This window comes from Streptomyces sp. NPDC059456 (genome assembly GCF_042750055.1).
Classification (GTDB): Bacteria; Actinomycetota; Actinomycetes; order Streptomycetales; family Streptomycetaceae; genus Streptomyces.
The window spans coordinates 1-14,260 of sequence record NZ_JBHYVA010000158.1; the positions used below are offsets into that span (position 1 = coordinate 1).

Genomic DNA, 14,260 nt, shown 5'->3' on the forward strand with positions numbered 1-14,260 from the left:
AGCCCTCCGACAGCCACAGCGGGGACCGGGCGGAGGTCGCGGCACGGGTGGCCACGTGGGTGACCTCGTGGGTGAGGACGACCCCGCGCCCCACCGCACTGAGCTGCGCCCACCCCTCGGGGTTGACGACGACCCGGTCGGCGGGGGCCGCGGCCGCGCCGACCCGGCCCGTCGTGACGGCCCCCATGCCCCGGTACTCGGCGGCCGGCCGCCCCAGCAGCTGCGCCATCCGCTCCAGCGAGCCCGGTACCAGCACCACCACCCGGCCCGCCCACGGCCGCGGCCAGCCGGCGCTCACCGCGGGCACCGCCCGGTCGGCCTCCGCCGCGACCGCGGACAGCGTCCCGGCGTCCTGCCCGCCGCCCAGCACCAGGCAGTGCGCGCCCCGGACCACCGCCACCGGCCCCTGGTCCCACAGCTCGGGCGGGGCGCCCGGCGCCGGCCCGTCGCCGGTGACCCGCCAGCGGCCGCCGTCCCGGCTCAGCCGCACCTCGCGCGCCGACCCCGCGGGGGCCGTGTCGTAGCCGGTGAGCCGGTAGTGCAGCTGCGCCCGGGCGGTGGCCCGCGCGCCGCTGCGGCCGACCTCGGAGACCTCGTACGCCCATCCCTCCAGCGGGATCCCGGCGAGCTGCGCGGGCGGGGTCCGCGACCAGGCGGCGACGGCCTCGCGGACGTCCCGCTCGGCGGTGCCGGGCGCGCCGGGCACCCCGCACCCCGCGAGCAGCCCGCTCAGCAGGAACGGCAGTGCGCGTACGAGGAGCCGGCGGAACGGGGACATCCGTCGATCGTACGCACGGCCGCGTCAGGGCCGTGTGACGGAGGCCACCGGCATCATCCCGACCGGGTCGTACCGCACCCGCGCCCCCGGGTACGGGGCGTGCACCACCTGGCCGTTGCCGACGTACATGCCGACGTGGCTGGCGTCCGAGCGGTACGTGACCAGGTCGCCGGGCTGCGCCTGCGAGAGCGGGACCCGGCGGCCGGCGTACCGCTGGGCCTGCGAGGTGCGCGGCAGGGAGACGCCCGCCTGCCGGTACGACCACACCATCAGCCCGGAGCAGTCGAAGCCGGAGGGCCCGGTGGAGCCCCAGACGTACGGGCGGCCGACGGCGGACCGGGCGGCCATCACGGCGGCGGCGGCCCGCCCCGAGGAGGGGACCGCCGCGCCGAGGTCGGGCAGTGCCCCGGGCCGGTCGCCGGAGCGCGAGGCCCGCTCGAAATCGGCCCGCTCCTGCGAGGGCATGGCGTTGAGCAGCCGGCGGGCCGCGGCGAGCTTGGCGGTGACGGCGCGCTTCTGGCGGGCCACGTCGGCGCGCACGGCGTCGAGCTCGGCCAGCTTCTGCGAGGCCTCGTGGCGCTGCTGGCCCAGCCGGCGCTGCTCCTTGCGCAGTTCGTCGAGCCGCCGGGCCTGCCGGTCCGTCAGCCGGTCCAGCTGGGAGGCCCGGTCGAGGTACTCGTCCGGGTCGTTCGAGAGCATCAGCTCGACGGCGGGGTCGATGCCGCCGGAACGGTACTGGGCTCCGGCGAAGGTGCCGAGGACGCCGCGCATGGTGTTGATGCGGTCCTGGCCGCGGGCCAGGGCGTCCTGGGCGCGGTCGATCTCGGTGCGCAGCCGCTCGGCCCGCTCGCCCGCCCGGTTGTAGCGCTCGGTGGCCTGTTCGGCCTCCTCGAAGAGCCGGTCGACCTGGGCGCGGGCGCCGGCCGGGGGCTCCTGCGGCAGGGCCGGGGCCGCGCTCGCCGTCGCACCCGCCATGGCTGCCGCGGCGGTTGCGGCGACGGCGAGGACGGTGACCTTGGTGTTCCGGTCGAGGCTGCCGAGCCCGGTCCGGCGATGGGACGCCACGTGGAACCGCTCCCTTCCGCTGCGCGGGGCCGGGTCCGCCCTCCGTGGACGGACGTGTGCCGGGTTCCGCGCTGGCAGACAGTAGCCGCGCGACCACGCACCGACCAACGACCGCCGGACCGCGCGCACGCCGACGCCCCGCCGGAGACGCAGGTCACCGACGGGGCGTGTGGTCACAGCGGGGCCGCGGAATTCGCCCGGATGGGCGGTGTGCGGCACGTCTCCCCGGACCGGGGAGGGCGGGTCAGCCGACGCGGACGCCGAACTGGAAGGGCATGTTCTTCATGGCCTCGTAGCGGACGCCGCCGGTGGGGTTGGAGGCGTGGAAGACCTGGCCGTTGCCCGCGTAGAGGCCGACGTGGTGCAGGTCGCCGTAGAAGAAGACCAGGTCTCCGGGCTGGAGTTCGCTCATGCCGATGCGCGTGCCGTCGTTGGCCTGCGTGTAGGTGGTGCGGCTGATGTCGACGCCGGCCTGGGCGTAGGCCCACTGGGTCAGGCCCGAGCAGTCCCACGAGTCGGGGCCCGTGTCGCCCATGTGGTAGCGGTCGCCCTTCTGGGTGATCGCCGCGGCGAGGGCGGCGCCGGCCCGGCCCGAGCCCTTCACCGCACCCTTGGAGCTCCCGCCGGCGGCGTCCGCCGCGGCCTGGCCGTCCTTGGCCGCGTCGCTCTTCAGCTGGCTGCGCTCGTCCGCGGTCAGCGTGTTGAGGAGGGCCTGGGCGTCGGCGAGCTTGGCCTGGGCGGTCGACTTCTTCTCGGCGAGCTCCTTGCGGACGGCGTCGAGGTCGGCGAGCTTGCCGGTGGCTTCCTGGCGCTGCTGCGCGAGGCTGCGCTGCTTGGCCTGGATCTTCGTTATCGCCTCGACCTGCTTGCCGCTCAACTGCTGGAGCGTGGAGGCCTTGTCGAGGTAGCCGTCCGGGTCGTCGGACAGCAGGAGCAGCACGGACTGGTCGAGGCCGCCACCGCGGTACTGGGCCGTGGCCATCGAACCGAGCGTGTTGCGCAGGCTGTTGAGCTCGTCCTGGCCGCGGGCGACGCGGTCCTGGAGCTGCGAGATCTCCTTCTCGAGCTGGTCCTGGCGCTCCTTGGCCCCGTTGAACTTCTCGGTGGCCTGCTCGGACTCCTCGTAGAGGGCGTCCACCTTGCTCTTGACCTCGTCCTTGCTCGGCTTGTCCGGGGCGGCCATGGCCGACTGGGAGGAGAGGGCGACGGCCGCGGTGGCAAGGGCGGTGAGCACGCTCACGCGGGTGCGGGTCGGCGGCTTGGGTCGACGGTGGGACGCCACGAACGCGAGCTCCTTCTTCCTGGAGCCGCCGAAGACGGTCGCAAGGCTCGGCAGCGCGCCTCCGTCGTCACTCCGAATGAGTGACTTACCGCACGAAGGTTTGAGGTGACCTTAGTGACCTTGCTGTGATCAGTTCAAATCCTGCCGGGAAAAAAGTGACCCCCCGACCAGGTTCTTTACCTACAGCCCACGCTCCGTGCCGGGCACTTGACGGTACGTTCCCCAACCGCCCTACCAAATCGGGCATTCCGCCGAGGAGTTACGAAACGCGCGAAAGCCGCTTCAGCAACAAGGCGGACGCAACCGGCCGGGCGCCGGCCTTCGCCACACCGTCGGCCACCTCGCGGTCGGTGGACACCACGACCACCGGCCGGCCGGGCGGCTCCGCGCGCACCAGCTGGCGGATGAGCTCGTCCGCCGTCACCCCGGGCTTGGAGAACAGCACCCGCACCCCGCGCGGCGGCGCGAGCAGCACCGGGGCCGCCAGTTCCGCGCCGTCGAAGACGCAGGTCATCTCCGCGCCGGTCTGCGCGGCCAGCATCGACAGCCCGCCCAGCAGCCGCAGCCGCTGCTTCTCCAGCGGCATCGTCGGATAGCCGGTCTTCGTCACGTTGTAGCCGTCGACGACCAGATGGGCCTGGGGCAGCGCCAACAACTGGTCCAGCAGCGCCGGATCGGTCTCCGACAGGGCCCGCGCGGCGATGTCCTTCGGCGTCATCCGGCCCGGCTCCACCGCGTCCACCGTGTCGGCCGGCCGCGTGGACACCGGCGGCAGCGCCAGCTCGCGGCGCAGCCCCTGGGCCGCGTCCAGCACGGTGTCCAGCAGCAGCCGCAGCCGCATGTCCTCGACGCTGCGGCCCTCGCGGGTGGCCCGGCGGGAGGTCTCCAGCGCCGCCTCCACCTCGGCGAGGCGGGACTTCAGGCGCCGGGTCTCGCTCTCGGCGGCGGCCACCTGCGCGGCCGCCTCGCCGCGGATCCCGTCGATCTCGGCGGTGACCTTGCGCAGGGCCGCCTCGCCGCGCTTCACGTCGCTCTGGGCGCTGCGCAGCTTGCGCTGAAGCGATTCCGCTTCCTTGCGCGCCGCGTCCAGCTCGGTGCGCACCTGCTCGCCGCCGAGACGCTGCACGTCCCGGGCGTGCGCCAGTTCCTCGCGGAGCCGGTCCAGTTCGCGCCGGGTCTCCTCGCCGACCCGCTCGGCGTCGGCGCGCTGCGCCTCCTCGCCGGCGGCGGCCACCAGCTTCACCCAGCCGGCCGGGCGCAGCACGTACGCGGCGGCCGCCACGTCCAGCGGGTCCGCGGCGGCGGGCGGTGCGCCGGACTCCAGCGCACCGGCCAGCTCGGCCTGGGCCTCGCGCAGCTTCTCGGCGACGCGGCCGCGGAACACGGCGTCCGTCTCCACGGCGGCGGCCATCGCGTTGCCCGCGAACTTGGCGCGCCGGGTCGGGGTGAACCGGGCGTACTGGCGCAGCTGCGCCGGGAGGTCCGCGACCGTCAGGGCGCCGAAGGCGTCCGAGACGAGCGCGACGACCCGGCGCCGCACGCCTTCCGGCAGCGGGCGGTCGAGCACCTCGGCGGCGTCGCCGGCCGCATCGGCCGGCTCAGCGCCGCTTGCTGGCTCCACAATCCGTCACCCCTACCGTGATCTACTGTGGGCCCGGCTCCTTCAGGAGTCCGCGCCCGGCCTGTCCACGAGCTCGATCTGGTCCACCGCGTTGCACCAGCGGCAGCGGACCGACTCGATGGTCTCATTGACCACCTCGCGCTCCTCGACCTTGGGCTCCCCGGCGAGATCCAGGTGGACGTACTCGACGACCTTCGACGAACGAGTGACGTCGAAACGCGTGAGGTTGCCGCACAGGGTGCAGCGCCACCGGGTGGTGTCGGTCGGCAGGGGAACCGTCATCAGGCCGCTCTCTCCTTCGTAGCTCTTTCAATTAAAGCCGCCGTCCGCGTCAATCGGCGGACCGCAGCACGTAACCCTACGGCCTGCCGGTGCTCCGGGAGGGTCCGCTTGGGTCATGCTCGATCGCATGATCGTAAGGTGGCAGGCCCTCCGGGAGGCCGCCCGGGGCCCGGTGGTCGTCCACGCGCTGATCGCCGGCTGCTGCGTGGTGTTCCTGCTCGGCCCCGCTTCGGGGCTGAATCCCTCGTACGGGACGGGCGACGGGCTGCTGGAGGCGGGGACCGCGTACTTCCGGCGCTGGGGCGTGGTCCCGGACGAGCTGTTCGGCGGCTCCGCGCGGGCCCTGCTGACTCCGCTCACCGCGCTGTTCGTGCACGGCAGCTGGCTCCACCTGCTCGGCAACATGCTCTTCCTGCACGTCTTCGGCGTGATGACGCAGGAGCGGATGGGGCGGCCGCAGTTCTTCGCCTTCTACGTCTGCACGGGTTACCTGGCGCTGGCGGCGTACGCGGCGGCCAACGCCTCCTCCGCCCAGACCCTGGTCGGCGCGTCCGGCGCGATCTCGGCGGTCCTCGGCGCGTTCCTGTGCCTGTTCCCGCGGGCGAGGGTGACGAGCCTGTTCCCGTTCCTCTTCTTCCTGCCGCTGCGGTTCCCCGCCTGGATCGTGCTGATGTTCTGGTTCGGCCTGCAGTGGCTGGCGGCGCACCGCGCGGGAAGCGGTCCGGGGGTGGCGTACCTGGCCCACGTCGTGGGCTTCTCGCTGGGCTTCGTCTACGCGTGGGTGCGCTATCGGCGTACGACTAGAGTGAGGCGACCAGCGACGGCCACCGAGGGAGACAGCCAGCCGTGATCACCGCGATCGTGCTCATCAAGACCAGCGTGGACCGTATCCCCGAGATCGCCGAGTCCATCGCCGCGCTGGACAGCGTCAGCGAGGTCTACTCCGTCACCGGTACGTACGACCTGATCGCGCTGGTGCGCGTGGCCCGCCACGAGAATCTGGCGGACATCATCCCCGGCCGCATCAGCAAGATCCCGGGCGTGGAGGCGACGGACACCCACGTGGCGTTCCGCACCTACTCCCAGCACGACCTGGAAGCGGCCTTCGCCATCGGTCTGGACGCGTAACCCCCGCGCCGGGGCGGGTCACGGTCCCGGAAGACCCTCGCCGGGGCGGGTCACGGTCCCGGAAGACCCTCGCCGGGCAGCGCCACCCGGCCCCCGGCGGGCCGCGGACACCGTCACACGGCCGGGACGCAGCGGCCCTCTTCGGTGCGGTACTGCCACTTGGCGCCGTCCGCGACGAGCTCCTTGACCGCCTGCACGAACCGCTCCACGTGCTCGTCCGGGGTGCCCGCGCCGAAGCTGACGCGGATGGCGTTCAGGGTGGGGGTCCCCCCGGACGAAGTCCGGGGGAGCTCGCCCGGCGCCGCCTCCGGCGCTCCGCACTCGCCCTGGGCCTGCGGCTCGCTGCCGAGCAGGGTGCGGACCAGCGGGTGGGCGCAGAACAGGCCGTCGCGCACGCCGATCCCGTACTCCGCCGACAGCGCGGCCGCGAAGTGCGAGCTGTTCCAGCCGTCCACGACGAAGGAGATGACGCCGACGCGCGGGGCGTCGTCGCCGAACAGGGAGAGGATCCGGACCGCCGGGACCTCCGCCAGGCCTTCGCGGACCTTCGCGATGAGGTGCCGCTCGCGGGCGACGAGGTTCTCGAACCCGGCCTCCGTCAGGGCCTTGCATGCCGAGGCGATGGAGTAGACGCCGATGACGTTCGGGGAGCCGGCCTCGTGGCGGGCGGCGGTGGTGTGCCACTCGACGTCGACGCCGCCGTCCTCGCGGCGGGCGACCTTGCGGGAGGCACCGCCGCCGGCCAGGTACGGCTGCGCCTCCTGGAGCCAGTCCGCGCGGCCCGCGAGGACGCCCGAGCCGAAGGGCGCGTAGAGCTTGTGTCCGGAGAAGGCCACCCAGTCCACGTCCAGCTCCTGCACGGAGACGGGGTGGTGCGGGGCCAGTTGGGCGGCGTCCAGGACGATGCGGGCGCCGTGGGCGTGCGCGGCGGCGGCGAGCTCCTTGACGGGCCACAGCTCGCCGGTGACGTTGGAGGCGCCGGTGACGCAGACCAGGGCGGGGCCGTGAGGGTCACGGTCGGCGAGGGCCCGCTCCAGGGTGGTGACGGCCTCGGCCGGGGTGCGGGGGGCGTCGAGGTAGGTGACCCGCGCGTCGACCCAGGGCAGCAGTGAGGCGTGGTGCTCGGTCTCGAAGACGAACACCTGGCAGTCGGCGGGGAGTACGGCGGCCAGCAGGTTCAGCGAGTCGGTCGTGGAGCGGGTGAAGACGACCTGGTCGCCGGCGCGGCAGTCGAGGAACTCGGCGACGGTGGCCCGGCTCTGCTCGAAGAGGTCGGTGGAGAGCTGGGAGAGGTAGCCGGCCCCGCGGTGGACGCTGCCGTAGTAGGGGGCGTACGCGGCGACGTCGTCCCAGACCCGCTGGAGGGCGGGAGCGCTGGCCGCGTAGTCCAGGGCCGCGTAGGTGACCTCGCCGCCGGTGACGAGGGGGACGGTCACGTCCCGGCCGAGGACCGGCAGCGGCCGGGCACAGGCGGGGTCGGCGGCGCAGACGGTGGCGGAGGCGGTGGCGTCGACGGCGTTCGGGTACGTGGACATGGCGGTATCTCCCGGCAGGACAGGCTGAATGGCTTCGGGGGGCCCGTACGTGGGTGCACGGATGCGCGGCGCGCGGGTACGCGGACGCACATGTGCCAGTGGTACGGGAGTTGCCTCGACGCGCGGACGACTCGGGACCGCACGGAGGGTGAAGAAGGGGCGGAGTCGCCCTATCGCATTCGCTTGCTCACGGAAAAGCTCCTCGGGAGACCAGGACCCCTGGTGTCGAGGGATCCGCGCTTGCCGTAGGCCTTTGTGGCTACGACCTGGTCATCACCCGGGGCACCCCGCCACGGAAGGAGGGTTGCCGGACAGCAAGCCGGGGCCGAAACGCTGTCACTCGTGACCTGGTGAGCATCCTGCCACAAGATCCCCGACGCGCAAGACCCCGGTCCGCATGCTGGACCGGGGCCATGGCCGAAACCGCCTAGGCGTTGCTCGCCGTCACCCAGCGGTCCAGGGCCGCCTTCGCCGCTCCCGAGTCGATGGACTCGGCCGCGCGGGCGATCGCCGCGCGGATCTCGTCCTCCAGGGAGCCCGTGCCGGGGTCCAGCGCCACCAGGGCCGCCGCCGAGTTCAGCAGGACCGCGTCGCGGACCGGGCCGGGCTCGCCGGCCAGCAGACGGCGGGCGACGTCCGCGTTGTACGAGGCGTCCGCGCCGCGCAGCGCCGAGACGTCGACCAGCTCGATGCCCACGTCGCGCGGGTCGAACGCCTGCTCGTCCACCCGGCCGTCGCGCACCCACCACACCCGGGAGGTGGCGGTGGTCGTCAGCTCGTCCAGGCCGTCGTCGCCGCGGAACACCAGCGCCGAGGAGCCGCGCTCCGCCAGCACGCCCGCCACGATGGGCGCCACCCGCGGGTCCGCCACGCCCGTGGCCTGCGCCCGTACCCGCGCCGGGTTGGTCAGCGGGCCGAGGAAGTTGAAGGTGGTCCGGATCCCCAGCTCCTTGCGGGCCGCGGCCACGTGCCGCAGCGCCGGGTGGAACTTCACCGCGAAGCAGAAGGTGATGCCGGCCTGCTCCGCGACCTCGACCACCCGCGCCGGGGTGAGGTCCAGGTTGACGCCGAGCTTCTCCAGCACGTCCGAGGACCCGCTCGCGGAGGAGGCGGCCCGGTTGCCGTGCTTGACCACCTTGGCGCCCGTACCGGCCACCACGATCGACGACATCGTCGAGATGTTCACCGTTTTGGCCCCGTCGCCACCGGTGCCGACGATGTCCACCGTCCGGCCCGGCACCTCGATCAGGTTGGCGTGCCCGTACATGGACCGGACGAGGCCGTTGATCTCCGCGACCGTCTCCCCCTTGGCCCGCAGCGCCACCACGAAACCGGCGATCTGGGCGTCGGTGGCCTCTCCGCGCATGATCCGGTCCATGGCCCAGGCCGTCTCCTCGGCCCGCAGGTCCTGGCCGGTCAGCAGGGCGTCGAGGAGACCCGGCCAATTGAGGGCACCCCCGGACGGAGTCTGGGGGAGGGCCGGCACCCCACCGGCGTCAGCCGGACTCTGTCCGCGCATGGTCTGCTCCTGGATCCGTCGGCAAGCATTGAGGAGTCCACCCTATCCAGCCCCGGGGACGGCAAAGAGCCCCGTCCAGACACTGGACGGGGCTCTCGCCGTGGCGACACCGGGACTGACCTGAATCAGCCCCTCAGGTGGGATCAGTGGTGGCCGTGGCCGCTCTGGATCTCCTTGTACTCCTCCACCGTGGGCTTCGGAATCTGGTTGTTCTCGGCGTAGAAGCCCTTGCTGAGCTTCGCGCGGAGCTTCTCCATGCGGCCGACCTTGCGCTCGACGCCGTTCTCGTCGACCGTCGGGCCGATCTCGACCGGCTTGTACTGCTCGTGCGCGGTGAGCGTGTGCAGCTTGCCCTGCGAGAGCGGCTCGTGGACCTCGACGAACTCACCGTGCGGCAGACGCTTGATGATGCCGGTCTCGCGACCGTGCAGCACCTTGTCGTGGTCCCGGCGCTGGAGGCCGAGGCAGATGCGCTTGGTGGCGATGAACGCGAGGACCGGGACGACGAAGAAGCCGATCCGGACGAACCAGGTGATGTTGTTGATCGAGAGGTGGAAGTACTGCGCGAACATGTCGTTTCCACCGCCGATCAGCAGCACGATGTACTCCGCGATCCAGGCGACACCGAAGGCCGTACGGGTCGGGACGTTGCGCGGGCGGTCCAGGATGTGGTGCTCGCGCTTGTCCCCGGTGACCCAGGACTCGATGAACGGCCAGACGGCGATCGAGCCCAGCACCAGCGGGAAGAGCAGCAGCGGGATGAACACGCCCAGGACGAGCGTGTGGCCCCACAGGTTGATCTCCCAGCCGGGCATGGCACGGATCAGGCCTTCCGGCATGCCCATGTACCAGTCGGGCTGCGCACCGGTGGACACGTGGTCCGGGCGGTACGGGCCGAGCGCCCAGATCGGGTTGATCGAGGCGATCGCCGCGATGGCCGCGATGACACCGAAGACCAGGAAGAAGAAGCCTCCGGCCTTGGCCATGTAGACCGGCAGCAGCGGCATGCCGACGACGTTGTTGTTCGTCTTGCCGGGACCCGCGAACTGGGTGTGCTTGTGGTAGAAGACCAGGATCAGGTGGGCCACCAGCAGGCCCATCATGATGCCGGGCAGCAGCAGGATGTGGATCGAGTAGAACCGGGCGACGAAGTCGCTGCCGGGGAACTCTCCGCCGAAGAGGAAGAACGAGATGTACGTGCCGACGATCGGCACGGACAGGATCGCGCCCTCCATGAAGCGGACACCGGTGCCCGAGAGCAGGTCGTCCGGCAGGGAGTAACCGGTGAAACCGGTGAACATGCCGAGGACCAGCAGCAGGAAGCCGAAGATCCAGTTGACCTCGCGCGGCTTGCGGAACGCGCCGGTGAAGAAGACGCGCATCATGTGCACGACCATGCCGGCGACGAAGATCAGCGCCGACCAGTGGTGGATCTGCCGGATGAGCAGACCGCCGCGGACGTCGAAGCTGATGTCCAGCGTCGAGGCGAAGGCCTCGGACATCTGGACGCCCTGCATCGGCACGTACGAGCCGTGGTACACGACCTCGTTCATGCTCGGGTGGAAGAACAGCGTCAGGTACACACCCGTGAGGATGATGATGATGAAGCTGTAGAGGCAGATCTCACCCAGCATGAAGGACCAGTGGTCCGGGAAGATCTTGCGCATGTTGGACTTGGCCAGGCTGTAGATGCCCAGGCGGCCGTCCGCCCAGTCGGCCACACGCTCGCCGGCCGGCGCTTTGCGCTTGGTATCGGTGGCAGTGCTCATCCGCGCTCCCAGAATGCAGGACCGACGGGCTCTTCGAAGTCGCCGAGCGCTTCAAGGAAGCCTTCGCCGTTCACGCCGATCCGCAGCTGCGGAAGCGCGTGGCCGGCCGGGCCGAAGATGACACGGGCGCCGTCGGAGAGGTCGAAGGTGGACTGGTGGCACGGGCAGAGCACGTGGTGCGTCTGCTGCTCGTACAGGCTGATCGGGCAGCCGACGTGGGTGCAGATCTTCGAGTAGGCCACGATGCCCTCGTGGGACCACTCCAGCTCCTGCTTGTCCTTGATGTCCTCCGGCTTGATCCGGACGATCATCAGGGCAGCCTTGGCGATCTGCGTCTGGAAGTCGTGCTGCTCCTCCTCCAGGCCCTCGGGCCGGGCGAAGGTCAGCGAACCGACCAGGACGTCCTCGGGACGCAGCGGCTCGTTCGTGTTGTCGTTGATGAGCAGCTTGCCCTTGGCCCACACGGTCTTGCGCAGCTTGTCCTCGGGCAGCGGGCCCAGGTCGCGCATGATCATGACGGCGGACAGCGGCAGCATGGCCAGCGCGCCCAGCATCGTGTTGCGGATCAGCGGACGACGGGCGATGCCGGACTCGTTGGCACCGTCGGCGAAGTCCGACAGGACCTTCGCCTTGACCTCCGGCGACGCCGCGATCTCGTGGCGCTCGTCGGCGACCTCGACGTCGGACATCAGGGTGCGGGCCCAGTGGACCGCGCCCGCGCCGATGCAGAAGAGGGCCGCGCCCAGGGTCAGACCGAGGGCGAAGTTGAGCGCGCTCACCTTCCCGATCGGGAAGATGTAGACGATCTTGTCGACCGGGATGATGACGTACGAGGCGATGAAGCCGATCGTGGCCAGCATCGACAGCGTGAACAGCATCGCCACGGTGCGCTCGGAGCGCTTCGCGGCCCGCTCGTCGATGTCCTGGATACGGGGCTTGTGGACCGGCAGGCCCGGGTCGGCGAACGGATCGTCCGCGACTGCTACGCCACCGTGGTGCGCGTCGCCCTGCTCGCTCGGCAGGTGCTTCTCTTCGGGAATCTCTTGGCTACTCATGACTTCTTGGCCTTAGCGGTGTGGGCCGCGACCCAGACGGCGACAGCGATCAGCGCACCCAGGCCGAAGATCCAGCCGAACAGACCCTCGGAGACGGGGCCGAGGCCACCGAGCTTCAGGCCGCCAGGGCTGACCGACTTCTCGCCGTTCACGTGCTGGAGGTACGCGATGATGTCCTTCTTCTCCTTCGTCGGCATGGTGCTGTCCGGGAAGGAGGGCATGTTCTGCGGGCCGGTGAGCATGGCCTCGTAGATGTGCTTCGGCTCGACGCCCTCGAGGTTGGGGGCGTACTTGCCGTTCGTCAGTGCGCCGCCTTCGCCGGTGAAGTTGTGGCACTGCGCGCAGTTGTTGCGGAAGAGCTCACCACCCCTGGCGATGTCGGCACCCGCCGGGTCGTACTGCTTCTCGGTCGGCGTGATCGGGCCGGCGCCGAGGGAGGCGATGTACGCGGCCAGCTGGTCGATCTGGGCCTGGTCGTAGATGACCGGCTTCTTCGGCACCTGCGCGCCGGGCTGCTGGGCGGGCATACGGCCCGTGCTCACCTGGAAGTCGACGGCCGCGGAGCCGACGCCGACCAGACTGGGGCCGTCAGTGGAACCCTGACCGCTGGCTCCGTGGCAGCTTGCGCAGCTCACGGCGTAGAGCTTCTTGCCCTCGTCGATGGCGAGGGACTGGGCGGTTTCATCGGCCTGCGCCTTGCCCGCGGGGGCGAAGGCGGCGTACAGCCCCCCAGTGGCCGCCAGCGCAAGGAGTAGAACGACGACCGCCGCCAGCGGATGGCGTCGTCGTGCGGAGAGCTTTTTCACGGATTACCCCGGTGTCAGGATCTTCTGCGTCGGTGTGTCTGGATGGAGTGCCGGGTCTGGGCCCGGTGACGTGTTCGCTACTTGATCAGGTAGATCGTCGCGAAGAGGCCGATCCAGACGACGTCGACGAAGTGCCAGTAGTAGGACACGACGATGGCCGACGTGGCCTGTTCGTGGGTGAACCTCTTGGCCGCGTACGTCCGGCCGAGGACCAGCAGGAAGGCGATGAGACCGCCCGTCACGTGCAGACCGTGGAAGCCGGTGGTCAGGTAGAACACCGAGCCGTACGGACCTGACTTGAGAGACATGCCCTCGTGCTTGACCAGCTCGGTGTACTCGAACACCTGGCCGCCAATGAAGATCGCACCCATGACGAAAGTGATCATGAACCACGTCCGGAGCTTCTTCACGTCACCGCGCTCCGCGGCGAATACGCCGAGCTGGCAGGTGAGGGAGGAAAGCACCAGGATCGTCGTGTTCGTCGCCGAGAAGGGCAGATTCAAGGCCGAAGCCTGCTCTGACCAGTACTCGGCACCTGTCACGGATCGCAGGGTGAAGTACATCGCGAAGAGGGCCGCGAAGAACATCAGCTCGGAACTCAACCAGATGATGGTTCCGACGCTGACGAGGTTCGGCCGGTTGACCGTCGGGTGCGCGTGCCCGGTATCTACTGTCGTTGCTGTCGCCACGACCGACATTATGTCGGTCGCTTATCCCGCCCTCACCCCGGGGGGTGCCGTTCGGAGTGTCAGGGGCGTGTGCAAGGCCCGAACGGCCCATCAGATCGGCCCGGTACGCACACCGGCGAGGCTGTCCGAACCGATGTTGACAGCGGGTCGGACGGAGTAGCATCCCGCGCAACATCAACGTGATTCACGGCACCGTGGAGGAACGAAATGCGGTCGACTGCACGGGTTCTGGTCTACAGCGACGACGCGAGCACCCGGGAGCAGGTGCGGCTGGCCGCCGGGCGCAGGCCGGCCGCGGACCTGCCGCCGGTCGAGTTCGTGGAATGCGCCACGCTCCCGGCCGTCCTGAGCGAGCTGGACGCGGGCGGGATCGACGTGTGCGTGCTGGACGGCGAGGCGGTCCCGGCGGGCGGCATGGGCGTGTGCCGGCAGATCAAGGACGAGATCTTCCGGTGCCCGCCGGTGCTGCTGCTGATGGGCCGTCCGCAGGACGCCTGGCTGGCCACCTGGAGCCGTGCGGACGCGGCGGTGACCCTTCCGGTCGATCCGGTGGAGTTCGCGGACGCCCTGGCGGGCCTGCTGCGTTCGCGGCTGTCCCACAACGCCGCCTGACCCGCACCGGCGCCGGCGTCCCCCGGGGGGGGCCGCGGTGCCGGGGCGGCGGGGGGGGGCGCCCCCCCCGGGGGGGCACGCCGTGGGGCGCCCCCGGGGGCCGGGGCTGGCGGGGGGCG

13 protein-coding genes, 1 pseudogene and 1 riboswitch are annotated in these 14,260 nt (G+C 71.2%); of the genes and pseudogenes, 3 read left to right on the top strand and 11 right to left on the bottom strand.

Annotated elements, in window-relative coordinates:
- The 5 genes and pseudogenes from ACFXA3_RS16380 to ACFXA3_RS16400 form a co-directional block, all read right to left on the bottom strand.
- Positions 1-778 (bottom strand): annotated as a pseudogene (locus tag ACFXA3_RS16380) (hypothetical protein); the annotation flags it as partial.
- A gap of 24 nt (positions 779-802) precedes the next feature.
- The gene (locus ACFXA3_RS16385) at positions 803-1,843 is read right to left on the bottom strand and encodes an NlpC/P60 family protein (protein WP_385187295.1); all 1,041 of its coding nucleotides are present in this window, start codon (positions 1,841-1,843) and stop codon (positions 803-805) included.
- Between the two features lie 244 nt (positions 1,844-2,087).
- Positions 2,088-3,125 carry an NlpC/P60 family protein gene (locus tag ACFXA3_RS16390; protein WP_385187297.1) on the bottom strand — a complete coding sequence of 346 codons (1,038 nt, stop codon included), beginning with the start codon at positions 3,123-3,125 and terminating at the stop codon, positions 2,088-2,090.
- Between the two features lie 259 nt (positions 3,126-3,384).
- Complete coding sequence (locus ACFXA3_RS16395; protein ID WP_385187312.1) at positions 3,385-4,749, bottom strand: NYN domain-containing protein; 1,365 nt, start codon at positions 4,747-4,749, stop codon at positions 3,385-3,387.
- Between the two features lie 39 nt (positions 4,750-4,788).
- Positions 4,789-5,028: a hypothetical protein gene (locus ACFXA3_RS16400; protein WP_008738811.1), complete on the bottom strand. Its 240-nt coding sequence runs from the start codon at positions 5,026-5,028 to the stop codon at positions 4,789-4,791.
- A gap of 127 nt (positions 5,029-5,155) precedes the next feature.
- Here ACFXA3_RS16400 and ACFXA3_RS16405 point away from each other — a divergent pair, with 127 nt between their 5' ends.
- Together ACFXA3_RS16405 and ACFXA3_RS16410 are read left to right on the top strand one after the other, a co-directional pair.
- On the top strand, positions 5,156-5,878 hold the full coding sequence (locus tag ACFXA3_RS16405) for a rhomboid family intramembrane serine protease (RefSeq protein ID WP_385187299.1): 723 nt from the start codon (positions 5,156-5,158) through the stop codon (positions 5,876-5,878).
- Complete coding sequence (locus ACFXA3_RS16410; RefSeq protein ID WP_008738815.1) at positions 5,875-6,156, top strand: Lrp/AsnC family transcriptional regulator; 282 nt, start codon at positions 5,875-5,877, stop codon at positions 6,154-6,156. Before ACFXA3_RS16405 ends, ACFXA3_RS16410 begins: the two co-directional genes overlap by 4 nt.
- Positions 6,157-6,269: 113 nt before the next feature.
- Here ACFXA3_RS16410 and ACFXA3_RS16415 read toward each other — a convergent pair whose 3' ends face one another.
- The 6 genes from ACFXA3_RS16415 to ACFXA3_RS16440 form a co-directional block, all read right to left on the bottom strand.
- Positions 6,270-7,691, bottom strand: a complete 1,422-nt coding sequence (locus ACFXA3_RS16415) for an aminotransferase class V-fold PLP-dependent enzyme (RefSeq protein WP_385187301.1) — start codon at positions 7,689-7,691, stop codon at positions 6,270-6,272.
- A gap of 231 nt (positions 7,692-7,922) precedes the next feature.
- Positions 7,923-8,039: riboswitch (SAM riboswitch) on the bottom strand.
- Positions 8,040-8,118: 79 nt separating this feature from the next.
- Entirely contained in the window at positions 8,119-9,210 is a 1,092-nt protein-coding gene (gene trpD, locus ACFXA3_RS16420; protein WP_385187303.1) for an anthranilate phosphoribosyltransferase, read from the bottom strand.
- Between the two features lie 143 nt (positions 9,211-9,353).
- Positions 9,354-10,979 (bottom strand): cytochrome bc complex cytochrome b subunit, encoded by a 1,626-nt coding sequence (locus tag ACFXA3_RS16425; RefSeq protein WP_385187305.1) that lies wholly within the window; start codon positions 10,977-10,979, stop codon positions 9,354-9,356.
- A complete protein-coding gene (locus ACFXA3_RS16430) occupies positions 10,976-12,034 on the bottom strand; it encodes a Rieske 2Fe-2S domain-containing protein (protein ID WP_385187307.1) in 1,059 nt (352 codons plus the stop codon). Before ACFXA3_RS16430 ends, ACFXA3_RS16425 begins: the two co-directional genes overlap by 4 nt.
- Positions 12,031-12,840: a c-type cytochrome gene (locus ACFXA3_RS16435; protein WP_385187308.1), complete on the bottom strand. Its 810-nt coding sequence runs from the start codon at positions 12,838-12,840 to the stop codon at positions 12,031-12,033. The genes ACFXA3_RS16430 and ACFXA3_RS16435 overlap by 4 nt, the downstream gene beginning before the upstream one ends.
- A gap of 77 nt (positions 12,841-12,917) precedes the next feature.
- Positions 12,918-13,538 (bottom strand): heme-copper oxidase subunit III, encoded by a 621-nt coding sequence (locus tag ACFXA3_RS16440; RefSeq protein ID WP_054225616.1) that lies wholly within the window; start codon positions 13,536-13,538, stop codon positions 12,918-12,920.
- Between the two features lie 198 nt (positions 13,539-13,736).
- Between ACFXA3_RS16440 and ACFXA3_RS16445 the strand changes: the two genes are divergently transcribed.
- A complete protein-coding gene (locus tag ACFXA3_RS16445; RefSeq protein WP_385187310.1) occupies positions 13,737-14,141 on the top strand; it encodes a hypothetical protein in 405 nt (134 codons plus the stop codon).
- The last annotated feature ends 119 nt before the right edge of the window (positions 14,142-14,260 follow it).